The sequence below is a fragment of the Hyphomicrobium album genome, from assembly GCF_009708035.1.
In the GTDB taxonomy this organism is placed as follows: domain Bacteria; phylum Pseudomonadota; class Alphaproteobacteria; order Rhizobiales; family Hyphomicrobiaceae; genus Hyphomicrobium_A; species Hyphomicrobium_A album.
Map to the genome: position 1 here is coordinate 936687 of NZ_WMBQ01000002.1, position 17031 is coordinate 953717.

Here is a 17031-nt window from a genome sequence, read left to right on the forward strand (position 1 = left end):
GTGCGTAGTTGTGGCCGGCCCATTGGTTGGGCCGGCTAACCCCGTGGGTCGGGGCGACTATCCGATGGTTTAGTGGTCCGCAAGCATAAGCCTGCTGCGCTGCCTAGTTCGACGGTGGCGTGGGGAAGAGGCTCGGCGCTGCTAGCGCCTCAAACCGCCTACTCGATCACGTCGGTGACGATGTTCGCCTGCCGCAACTCGTCGACGGTCGGGAACCAGACCTTGTCTCCCGGCGTCGCCAGCATGTGTTGGATGAACTCGTCCGGCACGTTCGCCGTACGCAGCACGCCGGCCATGTGCGCTCCGACGTTGGAGAGCACTTGATCGGTGTTGCCTGAAGGCGCGTGATACCCCAGCCGCGCTCCGGCTTGCAGCGTCCGGTTATGGCCGCCAAGGTAAGCGAACGTGCAGGCGCTGGCACACATCTCCGTCGTCAGCGTATCGAGACCGTTCTCGTTGATCAGCACGGCCATTCGGCGACCGACCGCGTAGTGTCCGCCGTTGCTGTTCAGCACGATGGTCTGCACCTGGTCGTCGCGCAGCGCCTGCACGAACTGATCGTACAGCCCCCACGACAGTTGGCCTGTGATCACGACCCGATCGCCGTCGACCGTGAGACTATGACCCTGCTGGCCGATATAGTCGGTGTCGTTCATCTCGGAGTAGAAGCGCGCCATGGCGGGTGGCACCGTCGAGAGCACGAACGCCGTCAGCGCGAACCCCGCGACGGCCACGAGCCGCCCCATCCAGCGCGTGATCCACCATCGGTCCGGCGCTTTGCTTCTGGAGCTGGCGCGCCACGTGCCCACGAGTTGCCAGACGCCGACAACGGCGATCAATGAGAAGATGATGGCGCTGGCTATGATGCTGCGCTGGGGCGTGCTTTCGATGGTGTCGGCGCTGAGCCATTGAGTGCCGCCAACGATCAACGCCCAAGGCAGTATCAAGGAAACGACGAGCACGCTGACCCAGAACGGTGCTTCGCCGCGCCACTGCCGCCCAAAGAACTTCAACATTCCGATCTCGCCCTCTGACCCGTGGGCGCCCAAACTAGCGCGCGCAACATTCCCAGTCGACGCGTTCCTGGCTTCGCAGCGCTTGGAACCGGCCGCTCCACGCGGCGCGACGCCTCTGCTTGCATCGGGTCGCTCGCGGTCGTACCGAAGGAGCGAGCCGCTTTGGCGCGGGGCCCGCGATGCGCGACCGCCTGCTGTACCTGATCCTGATGGCCAACGTCCTGGTGGTTGCCGGTCTTGGCGCCAAGGCCGTCTACGACTACCGCGCATTTCGGACGCTCAACGACGAGGGGCGGATCGCCTCGGCGATAGTCCGCGACGTGCGGCCCGCGGTACGCAATCGGCTCGCCAGCCGAGGACGCTGGATACTAGACTACAGCTTCACGACGCCCGCCAACGCGACGGTCGATGCGAGCCTCAGCGTGCCCCGGGATACGGCGGCGCGGTTCCACGCCGGCCAGCACATCGATGTCGTGTACGCGCCCGACGACCCGTCGCTGACGGCGCTCAACCCCGAGCAGGCGTGGGCGGTCGTGGTCTACGACGAATGGGTGCTGGTGCCGTACCTGGCCACCTTGATGATGCTCGGCTGGATTGTGCTCGAGCGCCACCGCAGCCGCGGCAGTTAGCGTGCCGCCGCTACGTGGGAGCCTGCCCTGGTGGCGTTATGCCCATCGAAACGTACACGCTCATCAGCTCGTCGATGCCGCCTTCCGCGGGCTCGACCCACGCGGCGGGAACGTAGACCAGCGCGCCGCCGATCGGCACCGGGGCGGAGGGAATGAGGACGGCGAGATAGTCCTCGCCGCCGAGGCGGACCGGCGTCTTCGACGGGAGCAGCGCCAGAACGGCGGCGCCGGGCTTGCCACCGAAATAGCACCATGCCGGGCTCATGCCCTTCACGCTGTCGCCGTTCTTGGTGTCGACGATCGAGACGAAGCGGCTCGAGAGATCGTAGACGCTCGAGATCAGCGGGACGCGGCGGATAAGTCGTTCGAACAGTGCGGCGCCCCATGCGCCGAGCCGCGAATGCACGACGAGCCCAAGCGCATAAATGGCAGCGCCGATCAAGCCTAGGCCGATCAGGTAGGACGCGAGCTCGGAAGGGCCGCCGCCGAGGCCGAGCGATGCGAGGATGCGGCCGAAGCCGCTGCTCGGCCCCAGATATTGGTTGAGCAGCGACAGAAGCCAGGCGACGATGAAGATCGTGAGCAGCAGCGGCAGTGCGGCCAGCAGGCCGGTGAGGAAGATGCGCCCGATTCTGCTCATCGGTTTTTCCCTTGTCGGCAGGAGAATCCTGCGGTGCGAGAAGCAAGCGTCTGCAACGTTCGCGGCGGCGTCAAGGTCTGTGCCGGGCTACGGTGCGGACCGTTCGGTCCTACTGCCCCGGCCAGCCGGTCTAGCGGGGCGACCGCGGCGGCCCCGCTTCTCCGCTTCGGTTGGCACGTCGACGGTGCGCGGCTCGCTCGCTGAGCGTTCGTTCGCGCTAGCCTGTCCTAACCGATGAGCCTGTCATAGTCCGAATGATGGCCGATCCAGAACCAAAGGAAGCCATAAGGCCGCTCGACGGCTAGCGCCCGATAGGAGCGGCCCACGCGCGCGGACCAGTAACGGCCAACTTTCTTGAACCTGAGTGCCGGATGCTTCGGGTCGTCCTTGAGCAAGCGAAAATTCTTGTCGGCAAGGGCGCGAACGTCATCGGGTAGCGCGCGATAGGCTCGCCGGAAGTCTTCGCTCTTCCGGTGTTCCATGGTTGGCTTTCGCAGTGCTGTTTAAAGTTCGGACGTCGTGCCCGCATCGTCCTCGGCGATCGCCTTGGCGGCAAGCTTGTCGAGCTTGCCCGCCTTCGCATCCCGTTCGATCTTCTCGTCGAACAAGCGCTCATCCAGCTCATCGAGCCACGCGCGGAGCTTTTTCAGATCCGCGGGCGAGAGCTGGGCAACTGCGGCTTCGATTTCCTCGAGCGATGTCATGCTGTTCTGATAGCACGGGACGCCGGCCCGCGCGAGATGCCCTACTGCCCGGGCCGGCCGGTTTTGCGGGGGCGGCCGCGGCGGGCTTTCTTCTCGGTCTCGGTCGGCACGTCGATGGTGCGCGCCGGGCGCGGCCCGCTCTTCACCGGCAGCGACGCGTGCGGCCCCATCTCGTCGAGCGTCGGCTTGTGCGGTCCGCGTACGCCCTCTCCAAAAGCACCTGCCTTGGCGCGCGCATCCACATTCGGCGCCCGTGCGGGAACCTGCGTCTCGCTCACACTCACCGCTTCGCGGCGAGGAATGGCGCGGTCCGTCCCCGGACCCATATCGTCGAGTGACGGCTTCTTGATCCGCGACGTCTGCTGCGCGTGCGTCGGCTGCACCGGTTCGTACTCAGTAGCGATCTTTGACGCGCCCTTGCCGCCACCGATATCGGCTGTGGGGCCGAATTTACGCGCGCCCTTGAAGCTGCCCGCCTTCTCTTCGACCTCCGCCTGACGCGCCAGCGGATCGTCGGAGACGGCAAGCTCGGTGTCGCGCAGCCGCTTGATCTCGTCGCGCAGCCGCGCCGCCGTCTCGAACTCGAGATCGGCCGCCGCCGTATGCATGCGCTTTTCCAGGTCCGCGATGACGGCGGCGAGGTTGTGCCCGACCATCGGCGCATCGGCGAGGCCGATATCGACCGTCACGTGGTCCTGCTCGTAGACCGAGGACATGATGTCCTGGATTTGGCTGCGGATGCTCTCCGGTGTGATGCCGTGCGCCACGTTATACGCCGTCTGCTTCTCGCGCCGCCGGTCCGTCTCGGCGATGGCGCGCTCCATCGAGCCGGTGACGTTGTCGGCGTAGAGGATGACGCGGCCGTCGACGTTGCGCGCGGCGCGGCCGATGGTCTGGATGAGCGACGTCTCCGAGCGCAGGAAGCCTTCCTTGTCGGCGTCGAGAATGGCGACGAGGCCGCACTCGGGGATATCTAGGCCCTCGCGCAGCAGGTTGATGCCGATCAGCACGTCGAAGGCGCCAAGCCGCAAGTCGCGGATGATCTCGATGCGCTCCAGCGTCTCGATGTCGGAGTGCATGTAGCGCACGCGGATGCCGGCCTCGTGCATGTACTCGGTGAGGTCCTCGGCCATGCGCTTGGTGAGCGTGGTGACGAGGGTGCGATAGCCACGCTTGGCCGTTTCCCTCGCCTCGAACAGCAGGTCGTCGACCTGGCTTTTGGCGGAGCGGATAAGCACGGGCGGATCGATGAGGCCGGTGGGACGAATGACCTGCTCGACGAACGTGCCGCCCGTCTCCTCGATCTCCCATGAGCCCGGCGTCGCCGAGACGAACGCCGACTGCGGGCGCATCGCGTCCCACTCCTCGAAGCGCAACGGGCGATTGTCCATGCACGAGGGCAGGCGGAAGCCGTATTCGGCGAGCGTCGCCTTGCGCCGGTAGTCGCCGCGGAACATGGCGCCGATCTGCGGGACGGTGACGTGACTTTCGTCGACGAAGACCAAGGCGTTGTCGGGCAGATACTCGAACAGCGTCGGCGGCGGCTCGCCCGGCTTGCGGCCGGTGAGATAGCGCGAGTAGTTCTCGATGCCGGCGCACGAGCCGGTCGCCTCCATCATCTCCATGTCGAAGATGGTGCGCTGCTCCAGCCGCTGCGCTTCGAGCAGCTTGCCGTTGGCGTAGAGCTCGTCGAGGCGCAGCTTCAGCTCCGCCTTGATCGACTTGATTGCCTGCTGCAGCGTTGGCTTCGGCGTCACGTAGTGCGAGTTGGAGTAGATCTTCACCAGCGACAGCTCGTCGGACTTCTGGCCGGTGAGCGGATCGAACTCGACGATGCTCTCGACGTCGTCGCCGAACAGCGAGATGCGCCAGGCGCGGTCTTCCAAATGCGCCGGGAACAGCTCGACCGTGTCGCCGCGCACCCGGAACGAGCCGCGCACGAAGTTGATGTCGTTGCGCCGGTAGTGCAGGGCGACGAGGTCGGCGATGAGCTGGTCGCGCGACAGGCGCTCGCCCACCTGCACGGTGAAGGTCATCGCCGTGTAGGTCTCGACCGAGCCGATGCCGTAGATGCACGAGACCGACGCGACGATGATCACGTCGTCGCGCTCCAGCAGCGAGCGCGTCGCCGCGTGGCGCATGCGGTCGATCTGCTCGTTGATCGACGATTCCTTCTCGATGTACGTGTCGGTGCGCGGCACGTACGCCTCGGGCTGATAGTAGTCGTAGTAGGAGACGAAGTACTCGACCGCGTTGTCGGGGAAGAAGCTCTTGAATTCGCCGTAAAGCTGCGCGGCGAGCGTCTTGTTCGGGGCGAGGATCAGCGCCGGGCGCTGCGTGCCCTCGATCACCTTGGCCATCGTGAACGTCTTGCCCGAGCCGGTGACGCCGAGCAGCACCTGGCTGCGCTCGTGCTTGGCGACGCCGTCGACCAGCTCGGCGATGGCGGTCGGCTGGTCGCCCTTCGGCTCGTACTCGGAGACGATGTCGAAGCGGATGCCGCCTTCCGACTTCTCCGGCCGCGGCGGACGGTGCGGCACGAATGTCGGCCGATCGCCAGAGACGAGCGGATGCTCGGCGAGCATCGGCTGGGTGAGCAGGATCTCGCGCGCCCGCTCGTTGCGTTGCTCGGGCTTGGCGAGCAGGGCGTCGAGGTACTTGCCGAGCGCCTCGCCGGCGAACGGGGGGCGTGGCCCTTGCTGGCGCAGCGCCGGCAGCGGCTTGTGCTCCGCCTCGCCGTCGTAGGACGGCCGCCCGCTGGTGTCGTCGGTCGCGGGGGCGCCCGGAAAGGCAAGGGCGCGAAGAGCGTCATAGGTCGCCTGCGGCGCCTCCTGCATCCCCGGCGCCGGGGCGGCCGGCTTTCGCCCTGCCTTGCCACGGGCGCGCACCTCTGGCGTGCCGGCCGCGGTCTCGGTCGGCGGCGCCGGCGGCTTGCCGGATCTGACGCGCGAGGCGCGCGGCTTGGGGATCTTGTCGGGGTCCTTGGGGGGAGGGGGCATGCGCCGAATATGGCCTCGACCGCCGCCCCGCTCAAGCGCCCCCGGGGGCGCAGCGCGGGATAGAAGGGGCATTAACCCGCTGCCCCCAAGCTGCCGCATCGAGGCCGCGATTGGGAGGAACACTGCCGATCTGGGGATAACGAGGATCCTGTATGCGTTGGAATAGATTAGCGCTTGCCGTTCTCACCGTTTGCGCCGGCGCCCATGCCGCCGCGGCCGCGCCGCGCGCCGTGCTCGAGCTGTTCACCAGCCCGTTCTGCTCGTCGTGCCCGCCGGCTGACGAGCTGTTCGTCAAGCTGGCCAGCCAGCCGGACCTCATCACCCTGGTGATGCCGGTCGATAGCTGGGACCGCCCCGGCCGCAAGGACGCCCTCGCCAAGCCGGAATTCACCGAGCGCCAGTCCGCCTACGCCGACGTGCGCAACGAGGACAGCCTCTACACGCCGCAGGCGATGGTCAACGGCGCGGCGGAGGCGATGGGCTCCGATCCCGGCGAGATCAAGGACGCCATCGCCCAGACCGCCGGCGTGCTCTCGGTCCCGGTCAAGGCCGCTGTGGCGGGAACCGAGATCGTCATCTCTGTCGGTGCGGCCAAGCGCGCCGTCCAGGGTGGCGCGATGATCACCATGCTGCCCTTCATGACCTCGCGCGAAATTCCCATGCGCCGCGGGGAGACGCTGCACTATGCCAACCTCGTGCGCGATATCGTGCCGGTCGGCCGCTGGGACGGCAAGCCGGTCAGGCAAAAGCTGCAGCTGAGGGACACCGCGCACTACGACGGCGTCGTCGTGCTGCTGCAGGCCGGCACCGCGGAAAAGCCGGGCGCCATCCTCGGCGCGGCGCGCGTGCTGTTGCGCGCCAAGACGGCGGCATTCCCCAGTGCCGAGAACGCCGATAACTGAGCGGCGCAGTAACGAAGGCGCGCGGCGAGCGTACTATGGGCACCGGAAACCGGGAGCTCGCCTATGCGCTGGATGAAGCACGCCTGCCTGATCGCTGCCTTCACGGCCATTGCCGGTGCCGCCACGGCTGCACCCCGCTACGTGCTGGAGCTGTTCACCAGCCAGGGTTGTTCCTCGTGCCCGCCAGCCGATGAACTGCTTGCCAAGCTCGCCGACGATCCACAGTTCCTCGCCCTGTCTCTGCCCGTGGACTACTGGGACCGGCTCGGCTGGAAGGACACTTTCGCCAAGCACGCCTTCACCGAGCGCCAATACGCCTACGCGCGCATCCGCGGGGACGGGCAGGTCTACACGCCGCAGGTGGTCGTCAACGGCAGCGAGCACGCCAACGGTGCCAACCGACGCGCCATCGATGCATCGGCGGAGACCACGACACCTCCGCAGCTGCCGGTGAGCGTCAAACGCTCCGGCGACGAGATCGAAGTTACGGTCGGCGCGACCGGCAGCGGCAGCCCGCGTGCTACGGTCGTGCTGCTGCCGTATCTCGGCTCGCGCGCGGTCGCCATCGGCCGCGGCGAGAACGCCAGACGCAAGATCGCCTACACGAACATCGTGCGCGAAATCATCCCCGTCGGCGAATGGTCCGGCGCAGGGGCGTCGTTCAAGGCGAAGCTGGCGAACGATCAGGGTTACGACGGTGTCGTGGTGCTCGTGCAGGAAGGCACGCCCGCCAACCCAGGCGCCATCCTCGGCACGGCGCTATTGCCGCTGCACGGCCCCCGCGCCTAAGCCGTTTGCCTCCGCGGGATTCTGCTGCGGATGCCATAGAACCGCAATGCCGATCACCGCCGATATAAGCGATGCCGCGAACACGGCGATCTTGGCCGCCGCGAAGTCGCTCGCCGCCGGGAACGATTGTCCGGCGATGAACAACGACATGGTGAAGCCGATGCCGGCAAGGGCCCCGGCGCCGGAAAGTTGGCGCCATGTGTACCCCGCGGGCTTCACCGCCATCGCCGTCCACACCGCGGCTCCCGACGCGAGGAGCATCCCCACCGGCTTGCCGACGACCAGTCCGGCCATGATGGCGAGCATCAGCGGCTCATGGGCGGCGATCACGTCCATCGTCAGCGGCACGCCGGCGTTGGCCAGGGCGAAGATCGGCAGGATCAGGTAGCTCGAGCGCGCGCCGGCGTGGCGCAGCAGGCGGTCGGCCGGAGATTCCATACGATCGAAGATCGCATCGATAGCGCGCAACGCAGGCAGCGACGGCCCGTGGCGCAGCACCTCGTCGCCGTGGCGTGCCTCCGCTGTGACGATCGTCGACAGCTGCGCGGTGAGCGCATCGAGGTTGGCCGGCGGCCGCGTGGGAATGAACAGCGCCAGCACCACGCCGGCGAGCGTCGCGTGCAAGCCGCCCGCATGCACGCACGCCCAAAGCACGATGCCGAGCACCACGTAGGGCGCGACGCGATAGACGCGCGCCTTGTTGAGCAGCGCCAGCGCCACCGTGACGGCCAGCGCACCGGCGAGATAGACCCAATCGATGCCGTGCGAATAGAACACCGCGACGACGAGGATGGCGCCGATGTCGTCGACGATGGCGGCGGCGGTGAGGAAGATGCGCAGCTCGACCGGAACCCGGCTCCCCATCATGGCGATGATGGCGACGGCGAACGCCGTATCGGTGGCCATCGGCACGCCCCAGCCGTGCGCCCACGGACCCGACGGCAGGATCAGCGCGTAAAGCCCGGCCGGCACGACCATGCCGCCGATTGCCGCCGCGATGGGCAATGCCGCGGAACGGCGGCTCGCCAAATGTCCGACGGTGAACTCGCGCTTTATCTCCAGTCCCACCACGAGGAAGAAGACGGTCAGCAGTCCGTCGTTTACCCAGTGACGGAGCGACATCTGGAAGCCGCCCGCGCCGACGGCGAATCCGAACGGCTGTTCCCAGAAGGCCTCGAATCCCGGACCCCATGCGGAGTTGGTGATGGCAATGGCGGCGATGGTCGCGGCGAGAAGCAGCAAGCCCGCCGAAGGTCCCCAGCTGGCGAAGTCGAGCGCGGCGGTGCGGAAGCGATGGCCGAGGGTGCCCAGCATCGCATCGGAGAACGAGCTTTCGTCCCAGGCGCCGTCGTAGCGGCGTCCGTTGATGAAGAAGGTAGGCGTGATCATCACGCCGCTGGCGTTGGCGCTGAGTTCATCGGCGTCCACCCGCTCCTTGGCGTGCTGCTCGAAATCGGGGGAGGCGGTGGCGTAGGGCACGTCGATGCCGAGATCGCTGGCTACGGCCTTGAGATCGTCCTCGGTCAGCGTCTCCGAGCGCGACATCAGCTTGACGTGCGCATCCCAGAATTTTTCAGCGTCCGGCGCGTGCTCGACGAGTTCGGCGGCGCGGCGGGCCAGGTCGTTGCCGCGCACCGGCCGGTGACGGAACACGTAGCGCAGCCGGTCGCCGAGCTCGTCGCGAACTTGCGAGATGCGCTCGTTGGCGGCGCGGCAGTAGGGGCAGGCGTAGCTACCGTACTCGACGAGGGTGATGGGCGCGCCGGCCGGTCCGAGGACGTGGTCTTGCGCGCCGACCTGCCGGTCGAGGCGGCTGCTCAGGTTCGATTGCTCCACTGTCGCGTTTGCTCTCTAGCTGGCGGGAAAGTTCGCGCCGACACTAGCCGAGGACACGACCAAATCAATGTGCGTGCCCGACGCGGGGGGCTGTAGGGTCGCCCCCCAGTCCGATGTGCCGTCTGCTATTTCCGCCGGAACACGCGTGCAGCCGCTTGGCGTCTTACATCGCCGGTTGCGACACACAATCACCCTTGCCCTCTCTCCCCGCCGCGGTTAACGACGCCGCCAATCGCATTCTCACCGAGCCAAATCCGTCACATGCCTTCGCCAATCGAAACGACCCATAGCGTCGAGCAGCCGCGCGGTGTGCTCGGCAGCGTCGTCGTCCATCTGATCCTCGGCTTCGTGACGCTGATGGGAATCGCAGCATCCTTGGGCGGCATCGCAGCGTTTCATCGCGGCGAGACCGAGCTCGCCGGTGCAATCATTTGCGTCGTGGTCGGCGGCGTATTCACCGCTTTTGGCATCGGGCTCTACTACCTATTGTTCTTCGTCGAGCCCGCACGCGCAGCGCGCAGTGCCCGCATAAGCGCGATGCATCCGGACGCGCCCTGGATGCTCCGGCCGGATTGGGCGGCGCGCAAGGTGACCGATCGATCGAGCCTCGCCGTCGCGATCTTCCTGTGGGTCTGGTCGGCCGGCTGGTGCGGCGCCTGCACGTTCATCTGGAGCGTCAACAGTGACAAGATCATCGCCGCGGCGCGCGAATCGTGGGGCGAGGCGGCGCTCGGCCTGATCTTTCCGATCGGCGGCCTGATCGGCGTCCTCTGCGCCATCGGTGCCACGCGCACGTGGTGGCGTCACGGCACCTCGACCCTGCGCATCGACACGCTGCCGGGTTACCTAGGCGACGAATTCAGCGGCAGCGTGAGCGTGCGTCTTCCGTATGCGATCGCTTTGGAGGCTGAGATTGCCTGCGAGCGGCGCACCTATCATTGGGCGCAGGGCTCGAAGGGCCGTCGCAAGGAATGGAGCACCGAGACGCTCTGGTCCGCGACGCACAAGATCCCGGCCGACCGCCTGATGCGATTCAAAGACGTCACGACCATCCCGATCGACGTCCCGTTGCCTGGTGACAAATTGCCATTCGCGCTCGACGAGGAGGGCGTCGGCATCCAGTGGACGCTCTACGTGCGCACGGACTACGAGGTGAAGCCGCCTCGGCCGGGCGAGCCGCACCCGCGCTACGAGGCGCGGTTCCTTGTGCCGGTCTTCGCCCGCCGTTAGGTCCTGCCTAGGGAAGCTGGCGGGGACGCCGGAGCAACCTGGCGCCATCCTCGGCGCTGCGCGCCTGGCGTTGTCGAAGGCGTCGGTTTCCTGACACGCTCCCATCGATGACCGAAGTGGCGGTTCCCCGGGTTACAGGGCGCGCCCACGCGGACTGCTAGGTCCAGCTCCCGTTCGAGCTTCATCGAGGTCCCATGTCCACGTCTCCCGCCGATACTCCCGCCGCTGCGCGCCTCGCTAATCTGTTCGGCGCCCTTGTCATGCATTTCTTCGTCATCCTTGCCACGCTGATGGGCATCATCTCGGTCGTCGCCGGATTGTCCGCCTATGGTCGCGGCGAAGCCGATCTCGTTGGGGCGATATTTTGCGTCGTCCTCGGCGGCGTGTTCAGCGCCATCGGTCCCGGCTTCTATTACCTCACCTACGTCGCCGCGCCGGTGCACGCCGCCCGCGAGGCGCGCCGCGCCGCGCTCTACCCCGGCCAGCCGTGGATGCTGCACGACGACTGGGCGGCGCGCAAGGTCGTCGACCGCTCCAGCCTCGCCGTCATGATCTTCCTGTGGATCTGGTCGGGCGGCTGGTGCGGCGCCTGCGCCTTCCTATGGAGTGTCAACAGCGACAAGATCATCGCCGCCGCGCGCGACTCGTGGGGCGAAGCGGTGCTCATCGTCTTCCTGCCGCTGGCCGGGCTCATCGGGCTCGTCTGCGCCATCAACGCGACGCGAACCTGGTGGCGCTATGGCACATCGATCCTGCGTATCGACACGCTGCCCGGTATCCTCGGCGATCGCTTCCGCGGCAGCGTCATCGCCAATATGCCGGAAGTCGTCGCCCTCGAAGCGTTGATCGCCTGCGAGCGTCGCGTCTGGCGCTGGACCACCGACGAGAAGGGTCGCCGCACCAAGGAGTGGCGCACCGTGACGGTGTGGTCGGAAACGCATGCCATCGGGCGCGACCGCTTGATGCGCAGCAAGGACGGCGTCAGCATTCCCATCGAAGTGCCATTACCGCCCGATCAGCCGGCGTGTGCGCTGGACGATGACGGCGCCGGCATCCAGTGGAGCCTCTACGTCCGCGCCGTCGAGATGATCGGGCCACGCTTTTCTGCGCACTTTCTCATCCCGGTCTACGCGCGCGGTTAGCCGCGCGCCCGCCGCACGGCGAGCTCGAGCGCTTCGAGAAAGCGCGAGCGATCCTGCCTGGTGAAGCTGGCGTTGTAGCCTTTGCTCTCGCCGGTTTCGCGCAGGTGCTGCGATAGTTCGCGCATCGCTAGCGCCATGCCGATGCCGGACTCGGTGAACGGTTTGCCGGTCGGGCCGATGACCTGCGCACCCTTCTTGAGGCTGCGGGCGGCGAGGGGAATATCGGCGGTGACGGCGATGTCGCGCGCCCCGATGTGCTCGACGATCCAGTCGTCGGCGGCATCGGGGCCTTCAGCAACGACGACGCGGTGGATCAACGGCCCCTCGGGCAGGCGCATGAAGGCGTTCGACACGAAATGGATGTGCAGGCCGTGCCGCTCGGCGACGCGCACCGCCTCGTCCTTGACGGGGCACGCGTCGGCATCGACGTAGATCGTCGGGTCGCCGGTCTCGGGTTTGGCTTCGCTGCTCACGCTGCCGCTGTTTAGCGATTTGTGCCCGGGGCGCAAGCCATCGGCTGCACCGCTCAGGCCATAGGCTCGGAAAGCAGCTTCGCCACACCGTCAGCGTCGAGGACCTTGTCGCCCATGCCGGCAGCCGGCGTGCGCGGATCGGCGTCCATTACCGGACCGGGTCGGACTGCGGCGATGAGGTGCTCCCAGACCGACGGGCAGATCGACTGCTGCCCCCAAGTCGCCGACAAGAGGTATCGCACCTTGGCGTGTTGACGGGCTGCGCGCTCGAGAGGGCCGATCACTTGCGGACCGTGCATCTTGAGCAACGTCTCGAGCGCGCCGGCGCCGAGCAGGGAGACCTGCGCCGACGTTCTGCACTCATCGAGTGCGGCAAGAATGAAGGTAACGCTCGCCTCGGGCGCAGTCTGCACCATCTCGTCGACGCAGTCGTAGGCGCGCATGCGGTCGCATTTGTCGTCGGGGGCACCCTCGGCCGGGCCGATCTTCAAGAGGATGCGGGCAAGCCGTTTGGGATCGAAATGGCCGTCGGCGGCAAAGCAGACGGGCTCGGCGCCGTCGAACTGACAGTCGAAGCAGCTCCACGTGCGTTCCATGGCGCAATTCCCTTAGGCCCGAGCGGCGAGCTCGGTGTTCGGAGAATCGAATAATAGCGGCTTTCCGGCACGGTTATGTAGACGACGAGCATGTGCAGCTTCACGCCATCCGGCCCCCTGATCCGGGGGCCGGATGGCGGGCGATGCGAGGCAGCTCGGCAGCCGATAAGTCTAGCTCGCTCAGGCACTTGCCGATAAACCGCCGCGCCGTCCTCAGGCCGCCGCCGGGTGCCGGCACGCGGTGCCGATACAGGCGATGTGGCGATCGTCGGCGCCGCAGCAACCGCCGACAATGCGAATATGCGGATAGCTGCTCAGCAGGGAGCGGTACTGGGCGCCGAGTTCCTGCGGGTCGCCCGCATCGAGGTCCGGCGCTTCATTGAGTTCGGCATGGCTGCGTTTCGACGCGTTGGCGCGGATGCCGCGCAGCCGCTTCAGCCACGCGCCGCCTTCGCGCAACGTGCTCTCGAAGTGCGTCGGGTGCGCGCAATTGATCATGTAGTAGGCGGCGTAGGAGCCCGTGGCGGCATCGACGCTTCCGATGGCGTCGGCGAGGCGATCGCCGGTCGGCAGCTTGCCGTCCGTCTCCAGTGTGAACGACAGCGCGACCGGCATGCCGGCGGCCTTGGCGGTGCGTGCGATGCCGATGGCTTCCGCGGTGTTGGTCAGAGTGAAGGCGGTCAGCATGTCCGCTTCGGTGTCGGCAAAGACGCCGATCTGCTCGGCATGGTAGGCCTGCGCTTCCTGTGCGCTCATAAGCTCGCCCGCTACGTAGCCGTCGCCGCGCGGCCCGAGCGTGGCACTCACCACCATGGGCATCGCCGGCGTCTCGTGGGCGTCGCGCAGCTCCAGCGTCAGGGCCACGGCGTCGCGATTGACGGCGGCGAGAGCTTCTTTCGAGTAGCCGAGCTTCGTGCCCCAGTCCGAACTGGCGCGCCACGTCGGCCCGTCGAGGATGAAGCCGTAGCCGTTGCTGCGCGCGGCCTCGATGTAGGGAACATGGTAGTCGCGCAGCATCTCGCGCCCCTCGATGGTGCGCAGCAGGTCGAAGGCAGCGAAGTGCGGCAGCTCCACGCCCTTGTGGAAGATCAGCGTCGTCTCGAGACCGCCGTCGGTGAGGAACAGGCCGCCTTCGAGTTGGGGCAGGCGGTGGCGATACTTGGCCATGTCATGGTCTCCGGTCGTTCGGTTCGCTCCGACGCCGCGCAAGCTAGCCGAGCGGCGTCAGTGCCGGATAGCGCACCCGTGGTCCAGTCTCGGCGCCATCTGGTTTGTGAAGTGTTGTCAGCGATTTGCCGGGGACTGCCGGGGCGTGTTCAGCAACACGCGCCCGCGCGCTCCCGCCGCGACTGTACCTAAGGTACAGTTCGGGCATGGACACTGAAGCACCCCGGCGGCGCGGCGACGCCAAGGAACGCATCCTGCAGTTCGCAGAGACGGCGGTGCTGGAGAAGGGCTTCGCCGGCACCTCGATCGACGAGCTGATCGCCGCCGCCGGTATCACTAAGAGCGGCTTCTTCTATCACTTCAAGGACAAGACGGAGCTCGCCCGCGCGCTGCTCGCCCGCTACATCGCCCACGAAGACCAGCTGTTCGACGAGTTGTTCGCGCGCGCCGACGCGCTGAACGAGGACCCCCTGCACGGATTCCTCGTCGGTTTGAAGATGCTGGCCGAGCTGATGAGCGAGCTGCCGACGGGGCATCCCGGCTGCCTCATCGCCGCCTATTGCTATCAGGACCGGCTGTTCGACCAGCAGGTGCGCGACCTGAACGCCCAGGCCGTGCTCGCCTGGCGTAAGCGATTTCGCGCTCGCTTGGACCTCATCGGCGCGCGCTATCCCCCGCGCATCGAGGTCGATCTCGACGATCTCGCCGACATGCTTTCGGCGGTCGCCGACGGCGGCATCATCCTATCGAAAGTGCTGAAGGATAAGAACGCGTTGCCGCGGCAGATCATGCTCTACCGCGGCTACGTGCGCGCCGTGTTCTTGGGGGCGTGACGGCGGATGGCGCCGCTACTTCATGCTTTCGTACCGCTTGTGATGCTTCCAGTGCTTGCGGTGCTTCCACCCGCGTACTGCCCCGGCATCGGCGGTGCGGTAGCCGTGATAGCCGGCCTTTTTCCACTTGCAGGCGGCGGCCGGTGACGACAGCGCGGTGGCCATGACGAGAGCGACCGCAGTAGCGGCTGTGAGCGAAGCAAGTTTCATGATTGTTCTCCTCAACGAGCGGGAAGGAAGGCGCCCGTTGCGGCAACAACTTGAGGCGCGATTGGTTCCCCCCCGGGGGGCGCCGCCTGATGTGGCGGGCCGGGCTGGCTAACGCCGATTAGCCCTGCATTTACGACGTTTTGTACGCTGCCTCGCCACGGGCCATCGCGAATTCCTCCTCTGGCGAGAGGATCAGCTTGTGGCGGCCGATGAGCGCGAAATACACGATGCCCACGGCGAACCACGCCGCCACCCACGAGACGCCGACGACATACACGGGGTCCTGCAGCTGCATGTAGATCGTGATCAGCGCGATGATCACGGTGAGCGCCGCGCCGACGTTGCCGAGCGGGCTCTTGTACGGCCGGTCGATGTGCGGAAACTTGCGTTTCAACTGGATGTAGGTGAGGCCCTGCATCACGTACGAGAACATGGCGCCGAACACCGCCATGTTGAGCAGCGTGCCGCCGATCACCTTGGCGCCCTGGTCGGCGCCCTGGACGAACCACACCGTCAGCATCACCGCGAGGCCCAGCAATGCGCCGACGACCATGGCGATATGCGGCGTCTTGCGCGTGCCGTGCGTGATCGACAGCGCACGCGGAAAATAGCCGGCGCGTGACAGCGAGTAGATCTGCCGTCCGTAGGCAAAGATGATGGCGTGGAACGAGGCGACGAGGCCGGTGACGGCGACGAGCGCCAGCGCGCTGGCAAAGCCCTCGCCATAGATGGCGCGGAAGCCGTCGAGCAGCGGCTCGCCCGAGGTTCCGAGCTTGAACGAGCCGACGCCGATCACCGAGGGGTTGAGGAACAGCACTAGGAATGCGGAAAGCATGAGCGTGAACATGCCGAGCATGATGCCTTTGGGCATGTCGCGCTTGGGATCGACGGACTCTTCCGCGGCGAGCGGAAGCTGCTCGATGGCCAGGAACAGCCACACGGCGAAAGGCAGCGCCGCCAGCACGCCGTAAGCGCCGAACGGGAAGAGAGGTCCGTTGCCCTCGGGCAGCAGGCCACCGCCCTCGCCGATATTCAGCGCCCAGCGGTTAAAATCGATGTGCGGGATGGCGCTGACGTAGAACACCAAAAGGCACAGCAGCGCCAGGATGGTGATGATCAGCGAGAACTTCAGCGACTGCTCGACGCCCAGATAATTGAGGCCGACGAACAGCACATAGCCCGCCACCCAGAACAGCGGCTGCATCTCCACTGGTGCACCGACGATGGCGGCTCCATAGGTGCCGATGAAGAACACGATCACCGCCGCGGTCATCACGTACTCGACGTTTTCGGCAAGGCCGGTGAGGAACCCGCCCCAAGGTCCGAAAGCGGTGCGCGCGAACGAGTAGGCGCCGCCCGTGTGCGGCATGGCGGGACTCATCTCGGCAAGGGAGAAGGTGAGGCCGAGATACATGATGGCGATGAGGATGGTGGCGACGAGCATGCCGCCCCAGCCGCCGGACGCGAGGCCAAGGTTCCAACCCGAGAAGTGGCCGGAGATGACGGCGCCGACCCCGAGGGCCCAAAGGAGCCACACGCCGGCGTGGCGCTTTAGGCCGCGCGCCGCGAAGTACGCGTCATCGACCTTCTGGTAGGTGACGCTGCCCGACGTCGTCTTCTGCTGCATGACATCCCCCGCCCCTGGCGCCCGCGGCCCTAGACCGGTGCCCGAGCTTATGCCAGGGGCAGCGCACGGTCATGTCCTGCTTTTCGGCGAGCCGCGGGATTTGTGCTTATGTTTCAGGCAGCGCCGCCAGTCTGGGTCGCCCGAGAGTATCGTTGAGGGGCTGACAGTCCGCCGGCGCACCGTGGCATCTCGCTTTTGCTTGGCGCTCCGAGCGTCTAGAACCTGCGTGAATTCCGGT

17 protein-coding genes are annotated in these 17031 nt (G+C 66.7%); 6 read left to right on the top strand and 11 right to left on the bottom strand.

Going from position 1 to position 17031, the window contains the following annotated elements:
• Positions 1–158: 158 nt before the first annotated feature.
• On the bottom strand, positions 159–1016 hold the full coding sequence (locus GIW81_RS16735) for a COG3904 family protein (RefSeq protein WP_154740467.1): 858 nt from the start codon (positions 1014–1016) through the stop codon (positions 159–161).
• A gap of 179 nt (positions 1017–1195) precedes the next feature.
• Between GIW81_RS16735 and GIW81_RS16740 the strand changes: the two genes are divergently transcribed.
• Positions 1196–1645: a DUF3592 domain-containing protein gene (locus GIW81_RS16740; RefSeq protein ID WP_154740469.1), complete on the top strand. Its 450-nt coding sequence runs from the start codon at positions 1196–1198 to the stop codon at positions 1643–1645.
• A gap of 10 nt (positions 1646–1655) precedes the next feature.
• On the opposite strand, the gene GIW81_RS16745 is transcribed toward GIW81_RS16740, so the two are convergent.
• From GIW81_RS16745 to uvrB, 4 genes are all read right to left on the bottom strand, one after another.
• Positions 1656–2285, bottom strand: coding sequence for a DUF502 domain-containing protein (locus GIW81_RS16745; RefSeq protein ID WP_154740470.1), 630 nt, complete (start codon positions 2283–2285; stop codon positions 1656–1658).
• A 227-nt stretch (positions 2286–2512) separates the two neighbouring features.
• Positions 2513–2767 (bottom strand): ParE family toxin-like protein, encoded by a 255-nt coding sequence (locus GIW81_RS16750; protein ID WP_154740471.1) that lies wholly within the window; start codon positions 2765–2767, stop codon positions 2513–2515.
• A 21-nt stretch (positions 2768–2788) separates the two neighbouring features.
• Positions 2789–2989, bottom strand: coding sequence for a hypothetical protein (locus GIW81_RS16755; protein WP_154740472.1), 201 nt, complete (start codon positions 2987–2989; stop codon positions 2789–2791).
• Between the two features lie 41 nt (positions 2990–3030).
• Complete coding sequence (gene uvrB, locus GIW81_RS16760; protein WP_154740473.1) at positions 3031–5988, bottom strand: excinuclease ABC subunit UvrB; 2958 nt, start codon at positions 5986–5988, stop codon at positions 3031–3033.
• Between the two features lie 152 nt (positions 5989–6140).
• Here uvrB and GIW81_RS16765 point away from each other — a divergent pair, with 152 nt between their 5' ends.
• Both GIW81_RS16765 and GIW81_RS16770 read left to right on the top strand, forming a co-directional pair.
• Positions 6141–6890 (top strand): DUF1223 domain-containing protein, encoded by a 750-nt coding sequence (locus GIW81_RS16765; protein ID WP_154740474.1) that lies wholly within the window; start codon positions 6141–6143, stop codon positions 6888–6890.
• Positions 6891–6953: 63 nt separating this feature from the next.
• Positions 6954–7679 (top strand): DUF1223 domain-containing protein, encoded by a 726-nt coding sequence (locus GIW81_RS16770; RefSeq protein ID WP_154740475.1) that lies wholly within the window; start codon positions 6954–6956, stop codon positions 7677–7679.
• On the opposite strand, the gene nhaA is transcribed toward GIW81_RS16770, so the two are convergent.
• Positions 7650–9515, bottom strand: coding sequence for a Na+/H+ antiporter NhaA (gene nhaA, locus GIW81_RS16775; RefSeq protein ID WP_324615079.1), 1866 nt, complete (start codon positions 9513–9515; stop codon positions 7650–7652). The two genes, GIW81_RS16770 and nhaA, sit on opposite strands and share 30 nt — an antisense overlap.
• A gap of 261 nt (positions 9516–9776) precedes the next feature.
• Here nhaA and GIW81_RS16780 point away from each other — a divergent pair, with 261 nt between their 5' ends.
• Together GIW81_RS16780 and GIW81_RS16785 are read left to right on the top strand one after the other, a co-directional pair.
• Complete coding sequence (locus tag GIW81_RS16780) at positions 9777–10745, top strand: hypothetical protein (RefSeq protein ID WP_154740476.1); 969 nt, start codon at positions 9777–9779, stop codon at positions 10743–10745.
• Positions 10746–10939: 194 nt separating this feature from the next.
• Entirely contained in the window at positions 10940–11887 is a 948-nt protein-coding gene (locus tag GIW81_RS16785) for a hypothetical protein (protein ID WP_154740477.1), read from the top strand.
• On the opposite strand, the gene GIW81_RS16790 is transcribed toward GIW81_RS16785, so the two are convergent.
• The 3 genes from GIW81_RS16790 to GIW81_RS16800 all read right to left on the bottom strand — a co-directional run bounded on the left by GIW81_RS16790 (position 11884) and on the right by GIW81_RS16800 (position 14123).
• Positions 11884–12360, bottom strand: coding sequence for a YaiI/YqxD family protein (locus GIW81_RS16790; RefSeq protein ID WP_324615080.1), 477 nt, complete (start codon positions 12358–12360; stop codon positions 11884–11886). The genes GIW81_RS16785 and GIW81_RS16790 overlap by 4 nt on opposite strands.
• A 53-nt stretch (positions 12361–12413) precedes the next feature.
• The gene (locus GIW81_RS16795; protein ID WP_154740479.1) at positions 12414–12956 is read right to left on the bottom strand and encodes a DUF6869 domain-containing protein; all 543 of its coding nucleotides are present in this window, start codon (positions 12954–12956) and stop codon (positions 12414–12416) included.
• Between the two features lie 213 nt (positions 12957–13169).
• Positions 13170–14123: a homocysteine S-methyltransferase family protein gene (locus GIW81_RS16800; protein ID WP_154740480.1), complete on the bottom strand. Its 954-nt coding sequence runs from the start codon at positions 14121–14123 to the stop codon at positions 13170–13172.
• A gap of 206 nt (positions 14124–14329) precedes the next feature.
• On the opposite strand from GIW81_RS16800, the gene GIW81_RS16805 reads away from it, so the two are divergent.
• Positions 14330–14956, top strand: coding sequence for a TetR/AcrR family transcriptional regulator (locus tag GIW81_RS16805; RefSeq protein WP_154740481.1), 627 nt, complete (start codon positions 14330–14332; stop codon positions 14954–14956).
• Between the two features lie 15 nt (positions 14957–14971).
• Here the strand turns inward: GIW81_RS16805 and GIW81_RS16810 are convergent, their stop codons facing one another.
• Both GIW81_RS16810 and eat read right to left on the bottom strand, forming a co-directional pair.
• Positions 14972–15166 carry a hypothetical protein gene (locus tag GIW81_RS16810; protein WP_154740482.1) on the bottom strand — a complete coding sequence of 65 codons (195 nt, stop codon included), beginning with the start codon at positions 15164–15166 and terminating at the stop codon, positions 14972–14974.
• A gap of 130 nt (positions 15167–15296) precedes the next feature.
• Positions 15297–16793 (bottom strand): ethanolamine permease, encoded by a 1497-nt coding sequence (gene eat, locus GIW81_RS16815; RefSeq protein ID WP_154740483.1) that lies wholly within the window; start codon positions 16791–16793, stop codon positions 15297–15299.
• Positions 16794–17031 lie beyond the last annotated feature (238 nt).

What these genes read in the sequence shown, in the direction of transcription:
- GIW81_RS16735 (WP_154740467.1), bottom strand. Translation starts at nt 1,016, where the DNA reads ATGTTGAAGTTCTTTGGGCGGCAGTGGCGCGGCGAAGCACCGTTCTGG.
- GIW81_RS16740 (WP_154740469.1), top strand. Translation starts at nt 1,196, where the DNA reads ATGCGCGACCGCCTGCTGTACCTGATCCTGATGGCCAACGTCCTGGTG.
- GIW81_RS16745 (WP_154740470.1), bottom strand. Translation starts at nt 2,285, where the DNA reads ATGAGCAGAATCGGGCGCATCTTCCTCACCGGCCTGCTGGCCGCACTG.
- GIW81_RS16750 (WP_154740471.1), bottom strand. Translation starts at nt 2,767, where the DNA reads ATGGAACACCGGAAGAGCGAAGACTTCCGGCGAGCCTATCGCGCGCTA.
- GIW81_RS16755 (WP_154740472.1), bottom strand. Translation starts at nt 2,989, where the DNA reads ATGACATCGCTCGAGGAAATCGAAGCCGCAGTTGCCCAGCTCTCGCCC.
- uvrB (WP_154740473.1), bottom strand. Translation starts at nt 5,988, where the DNA reads ATGCCCCCTCCCCCCAAGGACCCCGACAAGATCCCCAAGCCGCGCGCC.
- GIW81_RS16765 (WP_154740474.1), top strand. Translation starts at nt 6,141, where the DNA reads ATGCGTTGGAATAGATTAGCGCTTGCCGTTCTCACCGTTTGCGCCGGC.
- GIW81_RS16770 (WP_154740475.1), top strand. Translation starts at nt 6,954, where the DNA reads ATGCGCTGGATGAAGCACGCCTGCCTGATCGCTGCCTTCACGGCCATT.
- GIW81_RS16780 (WP_154740476.1), top strand. Translation starts at nt 9,777, where the DNA reads ATGCCTTCGCCAATCGAAACGACCCATAGCGTCGAGCAGCCGCGCGGT.
- GIW81_RS16785 (WP_154740477.1), top strand. Translation starts at nt 10,940, where the DNA reads ATGTCCACGTCTCCCGCCGATACTCCCGCCGCTGCGCGCCTCGCTAAT.
- GIW81_RS16795 (WP_154740479.1), bottom strand. Translation starts at nt 12,956, where the DNA reads ATGGAACGCACGTGGAGCTGCTTCGACTGTCAGTTCGACGGCGCCGAG.
- GIW81_RS16800 (WP_154740480.1), bottom strand. Translation starts at nt 14,123, where the DNA reads ATGGCCAAGTATCGCCACCGCCTGCCCCAACTCGAAGGCGGCCTGTTC.
- GIW81_RS16805 (WP_154740481.1), top strand. Translation starts at nt 14,330, where the DNA reads ATGGACACTGAAGCACCCCGGCGGCGCGGCGACGCCAAGGAACGCATC.
- GIW81_RS16810 (WP_154740482.1), bottom strand. Translation starts at nt 15,166, where the DNA reads ATGAAACTTGCTTCGCTCACAGCCGCTACTGCGGTCGCTCTCGTCATG.
- eat (WP_154740483.1), bottom strand. Translation starts at nt 16,793, where the DNA reads ATGCAGCAGAAGACGACGTCGGGCAGCGTCACCTACCAGAAGGTCGAT.